9 protein-coding genes are annotated in these 12,920 nt (G+C 62.7%); 7 read left to right on the forward strand and 2 right to left on the reverse strand.

The genetic code is table 11. The features are described 5' to 3' along the window. The first annotated feature begins 61 nt into the window (after positions 1–61). The gene (locus tag INT29_RS06425; RefSeq protein WP_096159860.1) at positions 62–1,753 is read left to right on the forward strand and encodes an L-lactate permease; all 1,692 of its coding nucleotides are present in this window, start codon (positions 62–64) and stop codon (positions 1,751–1,753) included. A 62-nt stretch (positions 1,754–1,815) separates the two neighbouring features. Further along, positions 1,816–3,084, forward strand: coding sequence for an alpha-hydroxy acid oxidase (locus INT29_RS06430; RefSeq protein WP_096159858.1), 1,269 nt, complete (start codon positions 1,816–1,818; stop codon positions 3,082–3,084). Between the two features lie 85 nt (positions 3,085–3,169). Here the strand turns inward: INT29_RS06430 and INT29_RS06435 are convergent, their stop codons facing one another. Both INT29_RS06435 and INT29_RS06440 read right to left on the reverse strand, forming a co-directional pair. After that, positions 3,170–5,659: an excinuclease ABC subunit A gene (locus tag INT29_RS06435; protein ID WP_096159856.1), complete on the reverse strand. Its 2,490-nt coding sequence runs from the start codon at positions 5,657–5,659 to the stop codon at positions 3,170–3,172. A 174-nt stretch (positions 5,660–5,833) separates the two neighbouring features. After that, the gene (locus INT29_RS06440; RefSeq protein ID WP_096159853.1) at positions 5,834–7,237 is read right to left on the reverse strand and encodes an MFS transporter; all 1,404 of its coding nucleotides are present in this window, start codon (positions 7,235–7,237) and stop codon (positions 5,834–5,836) included. A 450-nt stretch (positions 7,238–7,687) separates the two neighbouring features. Between INT29_RS06440 and dnaK the strand changes: the two genes are divergently transcribed. The 5 genes from dnaK (at position 7,688) to INT29_RS06465 (ending at position 12,856) form a co-directional block, all read left to right on the forward strand. Beyond that, a complete protein-coding gene (gene dnaK, locus INT29_RS06445) occupies positions 7,688–9,553 on the forward strand; it encodes a molecular chaperone DnaK (protein ID WP_096159851.1) in 1,866 nt (621 codons plus the stop codon). Then, complete coding sequence (locus INT29_RS06450; protein ID WP_069600963.1) at positions 9,553–10,272, forward strand: nucleotide exchange factor GrpE; 720 nt, start codon at positions 9,553–9,555, stop codon at positions 10,270–10,272. The genes dnaK and INT29_RS06450 overlap by 1 nt, the downstream gene beginning before the upstream one ends. Before the next feature lie 145 nt (positions 10,273–10,417). Next, positions 10,418–11,437 (forward strand): DnaJ C-terminal domain-containing protein, encoded by a 1,020-nt coding sequence (locus INT29_RS06455; RefSeq protein ID WP_096159849.1) that lies wholly within the window; start codon positions 10,418–10,420, stop codon positions 11,435–11,437. 14 nt (positions 11,438–11,451) lie between these two features. Beyond that, complete coding sequence (locus INT29_RS06460; protein ID WP_096159847.1) at positions 11,452–11,889, forward strand: heat shock protein transcriptional repressor HspR; 438 nt, start codon at positions 11,452–11,454, stop codon at positions 11,887–11,889. A gap of 94 nt (positions 11,890–11,983) precedes the next feature. Then, positions 11,984–12,856, forward strand: coding sequence for a DUF1206 domain-containing protein (locus INT29_RS06465; protein WP_009882589.1), 873 nt, complete (start codon positions 11,984–11,986; stop codon positions 12,854–12,856). Positions 12,857–12,920: the final 64 nt, after the last annotated feature.

The raw sequence follows: 12,920 nt of genomic DNA on the forward strand, positions 1-12,920 counted from the left end.
GGGCGCGTTCAACGTCGAGACGCAGACGCTGTAGTCGAGCACCGGCCGTGCAGGAGAAAATATGTACACTCCTGAAATCGCCCCACTTGCAGACAGCCTCCTGTGGTCATCGCTGGTTGCGCTGCTGCCGCTGCTGACCATCTTCGTCACCCTCGGGTTCTTGAAATGGAAAGCCCACTGGGCCGGCCTGGCGGCAGTCATCGTCGCCCTGATCGTTGCCATCTTCGTCTACGGCATGCCGGTCGGGCTGGCTGGCCTCTCAGCCAGCCAGGGATTCGCCTTCGGGCTGTTTCCGATCATGTGGATCGTCATCACCGCCATCTGGCTCTACGAACTGACGGTGAAGTCGGGACACTTCGAAGACCTCAGGTTGGTCATCAACGTCATCTCCGATGATCCTCGCGTGCAGGCGATCCTGGTCGCCTTCTGCTTCGGCGGACTGCTCGAAGCCCTGGCCGGATTCGGTGCCCCGGTTGCCATCACCGGTGTCATGCTCATCGCAGTCGGCTTCACCGCCATGCGTGCAGCAGTCGTCGTGCTGGTGGCCAACACCGCTCCGGTCGCCTTCGGTGCGATCGCCATCCCGATCATCACCGCCGGCAACCTCACCGGGATCGACTACAAGGAGATCGGAGCCATGGTCGGTCACCAGACTCCATTGCTGGCTGCCGTCGTGCCGCTGTTCCTCATCTTCCTCGTTGACGGCAAGCGAGGACTGCGTCAGCTGTGGCCACTTGCTCTGGTCGTCGGGATCGTGTTCGGAGCAGCACAGTTCGTCTCCGCGAACTATCTCTCGGTCGAAATGACCGACATCATCGCCTCGCTCATGGGCCTTGCCGCTGCAGTGATCATGCTCCAGTTCTGGAAGCCCGTCGGCGGCCAGGACGCCCTGGATAAGATGGCCGACGAACGCAGTCGGGAGAAGGCCAGCGCGCCTGATGCCGGTGGAGCAGCCGCTGCCGTGGCAACCTCCGTGGACACGAAGGCGGCACCTCTGACCGGTAAGCGCGTGTTCATGGCGCTCTTTCCCTACCTCATCGTCATCGTCATCTTCTCCGGTGCCAAGCTGATCCCAGTCATCGACAAGTGGCTGGCCAGCACCGATGTCAAAATTCCTTGGCCGGGACTGGACGGGAACATCATGACCGCCGCAGGGGAGCTGTCGACGAGCACGGTCTACAACTTCCAATGGTTGTCATCACCGGGCACGATGCTGCTGGCCTCAGGCATAATCGTCGCCATCGTGTACAAGATGACCGCCAAGGACGCAGTCCAGGTCTTCGTCGACAATGTCGCCAAAATGCGATTCTCCATTCTCACCGTCGGACTTGTCCTGGCACTGGCCTACGTCATGAATCTGTCAGGACAGACGATCACAATCGGCACCTGGATCGCTGGAACCGGGGCGCTGTTCGCCTTCCTCTCACCAATCCTCGGCTGGCTCGGCACAGCAGTGACCGGTTCTGACACCAGTGCCAACGCACTTTTCGCGACGCTGCAGCAGACTGCCGCGACGAAGGCCGGAATCGATCCCGTTCTGCTGGTGGCAGCCAACAGCTCCGGTGGAGTCGTGGGCAAGATGATCAGCCCGCAGAACCTCACCATCGCAGCTACAGCAGTCGGACTCCTCGGCCAGGAAGCCTCGATCTTCCGCCGCGTCATCTGGTGGTCGCTGGGCATGCTCGTCGTCATGTGCCTGCTGGTTGGCCTGCAGTCGACCGTCCTGTCCTGGATGGTTCCCGGCGGGGCGTGAGGCCCAGCGAGCTGAAGACTGAACCCTGAAGAATACGAACTGAAGAGAAAGAGACCCCACCCATGGTCAAGAGGCAATTGCCCAATCCGTCCGAGATCTTCGAGCTGATGAAGTTCAAGAAGTTCGAGCTCGACTCCCGGAAACGCCGTCTTGAATCGGCGTTCACGATCGAGGATCTGCGCCAGATAGCCAAGCGACGCACTCCCGCAGCCGCGTTCGACTACACAGACGGCGCAGCGGAGGGGGAGATCTCGATGGAGCGCTCCGTGCAGGCCTTCCAGGACATCGAGTTCCACCCCTCCATCCTCAACGATGTCTCGCAGGTCGATACGACGACGCAGATCCTTGGCGGCAGCTCGGCGATGCCCTTCGGCATTGCGCCCACGGGGTTCACCCGGCTGATGCAGACCGAAGGCGAGACCGCCGGAGCCTCCGCTGCCGGCGCGGCAGGCATTCCATTCACCCTGTCCACCTTGGGCACGACCTCGATCGAGGACGTGAAGAAGGTCAACCCGAATGGGCGCAACTGGTTCCAGCTCTACGTTATGCGCCAGCGGGAGATCTCCTACGGTCTGGTCGAGCGGGCGGCTGCGGCAGGCTATGACACGCTCTTCTTCACCGTGGACACTCCGATCGCGGGCGCCCGGATCAGGGACAGTCGCAACGGGTTCTCCATCCCGCCGCAGCTCTCACCCAAGACAGTTCTCAACGCCATCCCCAGGCCCTGGTGGTGGTGGGACTTCCTGACGACGGAGAAGCTGCAGTTCGCATCCCTGTCCGAGACCGGCGGTACGGTCGGCGAGCTGCTCAACTCGGCCATGGACCCATCGATCGACTTCGACGACTTGGCCACGATCCGAAAGATGTGGCCAGGCAAGCTGGCGATCAAGGGCGTCCAGACTGTTGCCGATGCCAGGAAGCTCGCCGATCTCGGCGTCGATGCCATTGTGCTCTCGAACCATGGCGGGCGACAGCTCGACCGCGCTCCGGTTCCCTTCGAGCTGTTGCCATCTGTCGTGAAGGAAGTCGGCAAGGACCTCGAGATCATCGTCGACACGGGAATCCGCGATGGTGCCGACATCGTCGCGGCCATGGCCCTGGGTGCGGACTTCACACTCATCGGCCGGGCCTACCTCTACGGGCTCATGGCCGGTGGCAGGGAAGGCGTCGATCGCACGATCGCGATCCTCAGCGAGCAGGTTGAGCGGACGATGAAGCTGCTGCAGGTCTCAAACGTCGCCGAGCTCAACCCGGGCCATGTGACCCAGCTGCGCAGGTTCAGCCGGGATGGTCAGATGGACGGTGCGGACCCGGATACGAAGTCCGTGTGACTGCTGTCTGAGCGGCAGAGGTCTTCCTGAGCCGGCAGCGGTCTTCACCTCGGAGACCGCTGCCAGCTCACCTGCCACATGCGTTTCAGAGGGACGCTTCCTCCGCCAGATATCGTCCCGTGACGCTGTCCTTGTCATCGGCAACCTGGTTCGGAGTGCCGGCTACCACGATGCGACCGCCGTCCACTCCGCCACCTGGGCCCATGTCGATGACATAGTCGGCGTTGGCGATGACATCGAGGTCGTGTTCGATGACGACGACGGTGCCTCCCTGATCGACGAGTCGCTGCAGGACGCCGACGAGCACTCGTACGTCCAAAGGATGGAGCCCGATGGTGGGCTCGTCGAAGACGAACAGGGTGCCAGTCTGCGTCCGATCGAGTTCTGAAACGAGACGCAGACGCTGCGCTTCACCGCCGGACAGGGCCGGAGTCGCCTCGCCGAGGGTGAGATATCCCAGCCCCACCTCCTGCAGTGCCTGCAGCCGTGTGGTGACCTTCCTCAGGTCGGCAACGTGCTCGGCAGCCTCGGCGACGGTCATGGCCATCAGCTCGGGCAGCGCAATTTCACCGTCAGCACCGGGACGATGATGAACCTCGGCGTCGGGACCGTAGCGTCGGCCCTCGCAGTCGGGGCAGGCGATGTCGACGTCGGGGAGGAACTGCACGTCGAGGGTGATCTCACCGGTGCCCTCGCAGCGTGGGCACCGCAGAGAACCTGTGTTGTAGGAGAAGTCCCGGGCGCTCAGACCGGCGGCCTTCGACGAGTCGAGTTTGGCGTAGGCACGCCGGAGCTCATCGAGGATGCCCGAGTATGTGGCGACGGTCGAGCGGACATTGACCCCGATCGGGGTGGCGTCGACGACGCTGGCCTTCTCGATTCCGGCGCCCTCGATCGAGGCGACGTGCGAGGGCGGACGGGCTTGATCCGTTGCGCGGAGTGCGGGAATGAGGCTGTCGAGAACCAGCGTGCTCTTCCCGGATCCGGATACTCCGGTGACAGCGGTGATCCGTCCCCGAGGGATCGTGACGTCGAGCGCATGCACGGTGTGGATGGGGGAGGTGCGCAGCCTGATCGTCCCCTTGTCGAAGACCTGATCCGGTGCCGCAGAGGTGCGGACAAGGCTTTCTTCTCTTCCGGTGAGGAACCCACCGATAAGAGAATTCGGATTGTCGCCGAGGCTGCTTACCGTTCCGGTGGCGACGACCGTCCCGCCGTCGTTGCCGGAGCCGGGGCCGATCTCGATGAGATGATCACAGTCACGCAGCACGAGCGGGTCGTGGTCGACCATGACAACGGAGTTGCCCTCTTCGAGCAGGTCGTAGATGACCCCTTGGAGCCCGCGGATGTTCGAGGGATGGAGGCCGATCGAGGGCTCGTCGAGGACATAGAGGACCCCGGTGGTCTCGTTTCGTACGGCTCGAGCCAGCTGCACGCGTTGGCGCTCGCCGGTGGACAGTGTTGATCCGGCGCGATCGAGCGACAGATAGCTCAGGCCGAGGTCGAGCAGTCGCTTCGACATGTGCCCGAGCGTGCTGGTCAGTGCCTCGGACATGGAGCGCATCGTCTTCGGCACGGTGTCGGCGACAGTGCCGGCCCAATCGGCGAGTTCACTCAGGGGCATGGCGGTGACATCGGCGAGATTGAGATCGCCGATCTTCGGCAGCAGCGCTGCAGGCGTGAGCCGGGTGCCGTGGCACGTGGTGCAGGTGTGTTCGGTGAGGAACCGGCTCACCCGAGACAGTCGTTTCTCATCCGTGGCGCGTTTGAGCTCCTCGCTCACGGTCAGTCGCGCATTGCGGAAGGTGAAGTCGAGCTCGTGCAGACCCTTCTTCGAGGTGACGGCGATGTGCTTCTTCTCTTCCGGGCCATCGAAGACGATGGTCTTCTCCTCGGCGCTCAACTCCTTCCAAGGGATGCCCGTGCGGACGCCGAATTCTCGGGCGATCTGCGGTTGGACGTTGAAGCCGAACATCTGCCAGGGAATCACCGTTCCATCGTCGATGCTCATGTCCTCATCGCGGATGAGAGAAGCATCGTCGACCTCGCGCACGATGCCAGTGCCGTCACATGATGGGCAGGCTCCGACCGAATTGAAGGCCAGCTCCTCCGCTCCTGGAGCCTCGACATCTGCTCCACAGGACGGGCAGGCGAACGGCTCCTCTGCCGCAACATTGAGTGTCGGTTCCTGCCGGTGGCCGTTCGGGCAGACATGTGATGCCAGGCGCGAGAACATGAGCCGGACGACGTTGAGCAGTTCAGTGGACGTGCCGAAGGTCGACCTGACGCCCGGGATCCCCGGACGCTGTCGCAGAGCCAGTGCGGCAGGCACGTGACTGACCCGGTCGACGTCGGCACGCGGCGCTTGGCTCATCCGGCGGCGAGTGTATGTGGACAGGGCTTCGATGTAGCGCCGAGAGCCTTCCGCGTACAGGACTCCCATGGCCAGGGACGACTTGCCCGAACCGGAGACGCCGGCGATGCCGACGAGTCTGCCCAAGGGAATGTCGACATCGATGTTCGCCAGATTGTGCACGCGGGCGCCTCGAACCTCGACCACCTGGTGATTGCTCATGGCTCCATTGTCCTCGCGCAACGAAATGAGCGCGACCGAGACGGTACTTGCCCACATCGACTGCGCTTACTGTCAGCGTCTCCTGCATCCCTGCCGGTGACGGGGAGCTGGACATGTCATGTCTCGTTATCTTGTAGCGATACCCAGCTGTGCTCAGACGGAAACCATCGTCTATTACAGCAGCACTCCCGGCCGTCGCCGACCAGAGATCCAAAACAACACAGCGGCCAGCGCCGCGGCGACGAAGCCCAGCCAAAAGGTCACAACGAACCCACCAGGGCTCGGCGCCGCGAATCCGGCCGATGACTCCAGCTGCACCGCCAGCACCATTCCCGTCACAGTTGCACCCGAGCTCGTTCCCACACTGCGCATCAGAGCATTGACACCGATCGCGGAACCAGTCATCGAGTAGGGCACCTCGGCCATGACCAGAGTGGGAATGGCCGCATACCCTATCGCCACCCCTGCCAAGGCGAACACACTGGCGATGATGAGCTGCCAAACTTCGGCGTGCCAGACCACGGAGATGAGGTATCCGACCATAGAGATCACCGAACCCAAAACCGCAGTCACACGAGCTCCGAAACGATCGGTCATGGTTGCAGCGAGGGGCGCGACGGCCATCATCGCCAAGGAGCAGGGCACCAAGGCCATGCTCGCCCACAGGATACTCAGGCCCAAGCCTGCTTCGGTGCGAACCGGCAGTTCGAGAATCTGCAGGAACGAAACCTCTTGGACGAAGAAGGCGAAGCCGAGAGCGATTGAACCCAGACTGACCATCAGCAGCGGGAACTTCGACATGATGCGCAGATCGATCAGCGGGTCGCGGGTGCGCAACTCGTGCAGGCCCCAGACGAAGAGCACAACGATCCCCGTTCCGCCGAGTCCAAGCGTCGCCAGCGAAGACCACCCCCACACCGGACCTTGGGAAACCGCCACCAGAATCCCACCCAACCCGGCAGAGAGCATCAACGCCCCAGGCCAGTCGAAGCGTTGCCGAAGGCGATCGGTGCTGGGCACAACGAAGAGGACAGCGATGAGATTGATGGTTCCAAGGACAGCCGTCGCCCAGAAGAGAAGCTTCCAATCTCCGATCTCAGCGATCCACGCGGCGAGTGGCAGACCGATCGCGCCCCCGAAGCCCATGCTGGAGCTGATGATGCTGATGCCAGCGATGCGGATCTTGCGGTTATCGACCAGACTCATCATCGAAATGCCGACAGCTGTGGCTCCCATGCTCACGCCTTGGAGTGCCCGTCCGACGAGCAGCCAGGTCAGTTCGCCTGACAGTGCAGCTATCAGGGAGCCAAGAGTCATCATCGCAAGCAGTGCAATCATGACCCTGCGCATTCCGAGGATATCGCCCAGACGCCCCGAGATCGGAGTCGTGACGGCTGCGACCAGCAGAGCAATGGTCAGTACCCACGCGGTGGCACTCCGCGGAGCATCGAGAAGCTCAGGAAGATGGTTCTGGATCGGAACGACCAGGGTCTGCATGAACGCGGTGCTCGTCGCGACACACGTCAATACGACCACGAGAACCCACGGGCGGCGAAGGAGGAAGTCGCCGTCTGCCACCGGTGTCCTCTCCGTGATGATCCTTGCTGCTTTCCGATCGTCGCATAAACCCTGAGCAATGACCCTATCGTGGAAGGACCCTCGCGATTCCGAACGGAATCGCCCATAGGGTGAGGAAATCAGTGCTTTGTCGCCGCTGATAAGAATGCTCGCGGTCGACTCGATGCCATCATCGATGGAACCTGCAAGCGGTCCCAGAAACTTTTTCTCCCCCGCGGAATAAACCCTCGCTCCGCAAAGTTGAGTCTAGTGTACGCAACTTTCATGATGCCGAGCTTGACTGCTCGGATCACGAAGATAATACTTGAGTGCAGTTGGCTCAATGTGTGCGGTCGAGTGGGTCCACCGCTCGTCCCCGCAGCAGGAAATGCTGTGGAAGCCCGGTGGTGGATCCGCCCGATCGCACACATTCGAGTCGAGATCACTCACGATATGTAAGGAGACAACGTTATGGCACGTGCAGTTGGAATCGACCTCGGAACCACGAACTCCGTCGTCACAGTCCTCGAAGGCGGTGACCCTAAGGTCATCGCAAACGCGGAAGGCGGTCGCACGACCCCCTCCGTCGTTGCTGTCAACAAGAACGGCGACTCCCTGGTCGGCGAAATCGCCAAGCGCCAGGCCGTCACCAACATCAAGAACACCGTCGCCTCGGTCAAACGCCACATGGGCACCGACTGGTCCACCGAAATCGGCGGCAAGAAGATGTCGGCCCCTGAGGTTTCGGCTCGCATCCTGCAGAAGCTCAAGCACGACGCTGAGGAATACCTGCAGGAAGACGTCACCGACGCAGTCATCACCGTCCCCGCATACTTCAATGACGCCGAGCGTCAGGCCACGAAGGATGCCGGTGAGATCGCAGGACTCAATGTCTCGCGCATCATCAACGAGCCCACCGCTGCAGCTCTGGCCTACGGCCTCGAGCGCGGCAAGGAAGACGAGACCATTCTCGTCTTCGACCTCGGTGGCGGCACCTTCGACGTCTCCCTGCTCGAAGTCGGCAAGGACGAAGACGACTTCTCCACGATTCAGGTCCGTGCGACCTCGGGCGACAACCGCCTCGGCGGCGACGACTGGGATCAGCGCATCGTCGATTGGCTCGTCGGTGAGGTCAAGAACGGCTACGGCGTCGACCTGAGCAAGGACGCGACCGCAATCCAGCGACTGAAGGAAGCCTCGGAGCAGGCCAAGAAGGAACTCTCCTCGGCTACCAGCACCAACATTTCGCTGCAGTACCTGTCGATGAGCGAGAACGGACCCATCCACCTGGATGAGACCCTGACCCGCGCGAAGTTCGAGGACCTGACCAAGGACCTCCTCGAGCGCACCAAGGCTCCGTTCCACGCAGTCATGAAGGACGCAGGCGTGTCCGTCTCCGAGATCGACCACGTCGTCCTCGTCGGCGGTTCGACCCGTATGCCAGGCGTCTCCGCCGTCGTCACCGAACTCACCGGAGGCAAGGAGCCCAACAAGGGCGTCAACCCCGATGAGGTCGTCGCGATCGGCGCAGCCGTGCAGGCCGGTGTCCTCGTGGGCGAACGCAAGGACGTTCTGCTCATCGACGTCACCCCGCTTTCGCTGGGACTCGAGACCAAGGGCGGCGTGATGACCAAGCTCATCGAGCGCAACACCCCGATCCCGACCAAGCGTTCGGAGACCTTCACCACCGCTGAGGACAACCAGCCCTCCGTGTCGATCCAGGTCTTCCAGGGTGAGCGTGAGTTCACTCGCGACAACAAGAACCTGGGCACCTTCGAGCTGACCGGCATCGCTCCGGCTCCTCGCGGCGTGCCGCAGATCGAGGTCGCCTTCGACATCGACGCCAACGGCATCGTGCACGTGTCGGCCACCGACAAGGGCACCGGCACCGAGCAGTCGATGACGATCACCGGCGGTTCCGCGCTGCCGAAGGAAGACATCGACCGCATGGTCAAGGAAGCCGAAGAGCACGCAGACGAGGACAAGAAGCGCCGTGAGGCCGCTGACACTCGCAACAATGCGGAGAACCTCGCCTACCAGACCGAGAAGCTCGTCACCGACAACGAGGACAAGCTGCCTGAAGAGGTCAAGACCGAGATCAACTCGGACGTTGAGGCTCTCAAGGAAGCACTCAAGGGTGAAGACGACGATGCAGTGAAGACCGCATACGACAAGCTCGTCGAGAACCAGCAGAAGATCGGCGAAGCCATCTACAGCCAGCAGGGTGGTGCCGAAGGCGCCGCTGGTGAAGAGGCCGCAGCCGGTGCAGATGCAAGCGCTGACGACGATGTCGTCGACGCTGAGGTTGTCGACGAAGAGGATGAGGAGAAGAAGTAATGACTTCCGAGGGCAACGATCCGTCGTCCGAGGAGCCAGGCTTCACCTTCAGCGACAAGCGCCGGATTGATCCGGACACCGGTGAACTCCGCCCAGAGGCCGACGCACCGTCGGCCTCGGCGGAGGCCGGTGAGGCCGATGTCGCGAACGACGCCACCGGTGCCGCAGGCGCCGAGGACGTCCAAGGCGCCGACGAGGATCTGGCTGATGCCAGTGACCTCGGCGTCGACATCCCGGCCGACGCTTCGACGTTGAACGACACCGAGGCTGCTCAGGGCGAAGAGGCTGCCGAACCCGCACCGGGTTCCGAAGCCGCAGCGCACCTGGCCGACCTCAAGCGCATCAACGCCGAGTACGCCGCCTACCGGATGCGGGCCGATCGCGAACGCGAGCGGGCTGCGACCGGTGGCACGATCAAGGCCGTCGAGGCCCTGATCCCGGTACTCGACGAAGTGCGCCTGGCGCAGGAGAACGGCGACGTCACGGGGCCTTTCGAGACCCACGTGAAGAAGCTGGTCGACTCGCTGAGCAAGGTCGGCGTCGAGCAGTACGGTGAAGTCGGCGACGAGTTCGATCCGCGACTGCACGAGGCACTCATGCAGCAGCCATCGGACGACGTCGAGACTCCGACCGTCTTCCTGGTCATGCAGCCGGGCTATCGCATGGGTGAGCGCGTCATCCGTGCGGCACGCGTCGGCGTGCAGCAGCCGGAAGACTGAGAACCACACCCTCGCCGAGGTGGTCCCACCACCGTGGAACCACCTCGGCGGCGGTCCGGATCACCCGGGATGACAATCCCGGGGTTGCGGATTGTGAGGAGACAATTGAATACACTGATGAAGAAGACACGGAAGGAGGTGCCAGGTGAATACCGGTCCTCAGAATGATTGGTTCGAAAAGGACTTCTACAAGACCCTCGGCGTCTCCAAAGATGCTTCCGACGCAGAGATCAAGAAGGCCTACCGCAAGCTGGCACGCAAGTACCACCCGGATGCCAACCCCGGCGACTCCAAGGCTGAAGACAAGTTCAAGGAGCTCGGCCAGGCGCATCAGGTGCTCTCTGACAAGGAATCTCGCGCCCAGTATGACCAGGTCCGCGCCATGGGCGGCGGAGCCAGGTTCACCGGTTCCGGTGGGCCAGCAGGTGGAGCCAGCGGCGGATTCGACGACGTATTCTCCGACCTCTTCGGCGGAGGCGGACGGACACGGACCCGCTCGCCCTACGGCGGAGGCGGGGGAGACGTGCCCCCAGATCTCGCTGACCTTCTCAACGGCTTCGGCGGAGGAGGCTACGGCGGTGGCGGTTTCGGCGGCGGCTATTCGCCACCGACCAAGGGCGGGGACATCAAGTCCAACACCACCCTGTCGTTCACGGAAGCCATCAACGGTGCCTCGGTGAAGCTGAACATGCCAGGCGGAAAGCCCCTGACCGTGCGCACGCCGATCGGCGTCAAAGACGGACAGAAGATCCGACTGGCAGGCAAGGGCAAGAAGAGCCCCAACGGCGGTGAAGCCGGTGACGTGATCCTGACGATCAAGGTCAAGCCGCACCCTGTCTTCACCCGTGACGGCGACAACCTGCGGATGGACCTGCCGGTGAGCTTCGACGAGGCCGCACTCGGCGCCGAGGTCAAGGTGCCGACGCTTGACGGTATGCCGGTGACGATGAAGATCGCCCCGGGCACACCATCGGGTCGGACCATGCGCCTGCGCGGCAAGGGTGTGAAATCGAAGAAGGGCACCGGCGACCTGCTGGTGACCGCGGAGATCGTTGTCCCGCAGAACCTGTCGAAGGACGCCAAGGAAGCGGTCGAGTCGTTCCGCTCGGCGACCGAGAACGAGGACCCGCGCGACGGTCTGCTCGACAAAGCCAAGGCCAGTTGAGGTGGTGAAGCGTGATGCACATATCGACCAGTGCAGCGGTATACGTCATTTCGGTGGCGGCGGACCTCGCAGGAATGCACCCGCAGACGCTGCGGCAGTATGACCGTCTGGGTCTCGTCACCCCCGAGCGCACGGCCGGCAGAGGCCGACGGTACTCGGGGCGAGACATCGCCAAACTTCGGCTGATCCAGCAACTTTCCCAGGACGAGGGCGTGAACCTCGTGGGTATCAAGAAGATCATCGACCTGCAGAACCAGGTCGATGCGCTCAAGTCCCGGAACGAGGAGCTGGAGACCGAAGTCAGGTCTCGGATGTCAGCGAAGGAACGCGAAGCTCGTGTCTTCGCTGCCGGCACTGCTGGTGACGTCGTCTCGATCTCGCGTGGCAGGCGGCCCCGGGGTCGGCCCGAGCCGGGTGCGATGGTTCTCTACAACAGGTTCAGACGCCGGTAAGCAACTGAGATTGGAGGCTGCCCGCGGCGCAGCCTCTTGTAGTCGACGCCGGCATTCGTCACTACACCGACCGTGCTGTGCCAGAATGTCGTTCATGGACGAAACTGACAAGCTCAAAAGTGCCGCGGACTCGGCCGACGACGCGGCCCAAGAAGCTGCGGACAGCAAGTGGTTCGAACGGGTTGCGCGAGCTGGTTTCGTCGCGAATGGAATCGTGCACATCATCCTCGGAGCCACCGCGGTTGCCGTTGGACTCGGTCGCGGTGGCGAGGCGGATCAATCGGGTGCGGTCCAACAGATGGCCGCACAGCCGTTCGGCATGGTGCTCATCGTCCTGTGCCTGATCGGCTGTGGGCTGATGGCCCTCTGGTGTGTGTTCAACGCCTTCTTCGGTTCCGCCTCTCTGCGCGGAGCCGGCACGAATGCCCCTCAGCATCGGCAGGGACGCCGCAGATGGGTCGAATTCATCAAAACGATCGGTTCCGCTGTTGCCTATGCCGCAGTTGCCCTGACGTTCGCCCAGTCCGTCATCGGCGGCGGATCTGATTCAGGCAAGACCAGCTCTCAGGCATCGACGACCCTGGCGAAGGCCCCGGGCGGCCTGTACATCCTCGCAGCGATCGGGGTTGTGATCGTCATGATCGGCATCGGTTTCTGTATCGCCGGGATCCGCCTCAAATGGATGGACGAGCTGCGGATGCCACGTAAGGCTCCGGTGAGCACGCTGCTGATTGCCACTGGCATCATCGGATATTTGGGCAAAGGCGCGACGCTGCTGGCAGTCGGAGCGCTCGTCGTCGTCTCGGCGATGACCGGTGACCCCGAAGAGTTCACGGGAATTGACGGAGCGCTCAAAGCGATGCGCGACCAGCCGTTCGGCACTGTGCTCATGCTCGCTGTGGGTGCTGGTCTTGTGCTCTACGGAGTCTTCCTCAGTCTGCGTGCTCGGTACGACCGGATGGATTGATGCCTCGGGCACGGCACATCGGCACAATTCCTTATGCCGGGAAATAGCCGCCCAACAGGGATGT

The sequence above is a fragment of the Brevibacterium sp. FME37 genome (genome assembly GCF_014897485.1).
Taxonomy (GTDB): domain Bacteria; phylum Actinomycetota; class Actinomycetes; order Actinomycetales; family Brevibacteriaceae; genus Brevibacterium.

What these genes read in the sequence shown, in the direction of transcription:
- INT29_RS06435 (WP_096159856.1), bottom strand. Translation starts at nt 5,659, where the DNA reads ATGAGCAATCACCAGGTGGTCGAGGTTCGAGGCGCCCGCGTGCACAAT.
- INT29_RS06430 (WP_096159858.1), top strand. Translation starts at nt 1,816, where the DNA reads ATGGTCAAGAGGCAATTGCCCAATCCGTCCGAGATCTTCGAGCTGATG.
- INT29_RS06460 (WP_096159847.1), top strand. Translation starts at nt 11,452, where the DNA reads ATGCACATATCGACCAGTGCAGCGGTATACGTCATTTCGGTGGCGGCG.
- dnaK (WP_096159851.1), top strand. Translation starts at nt 7,688, where the DNA reads ATGGCACGTGCAGTTGGAATCGACCTCGGAACCACGAACTCCGTCGTC.
- INT29_RS06465 (WP_009882589.1), top strand. Translation starts at nt 11,984, where the DNA reads ATGGACGAAACTGACAAGCTCAAAAGTGCCGCGGACTCGGCCGACGAC.
- INT29_RS06425 (WP_096159860.1), top strand. Translation starts at nt 62, where the DNA reads ATGTACACTCCTGAAATCGCCCCACTTGCAGACAGCCTCCTGTGGTCA.
- INT29_RS06450 (WP_069600963.1), top strand. Translation starts at nt 9,553, where the DNA reads ATGACTTCCGAGGGCAACGATCCGTCGTCCGAGGAGCCAGGCTTCACC.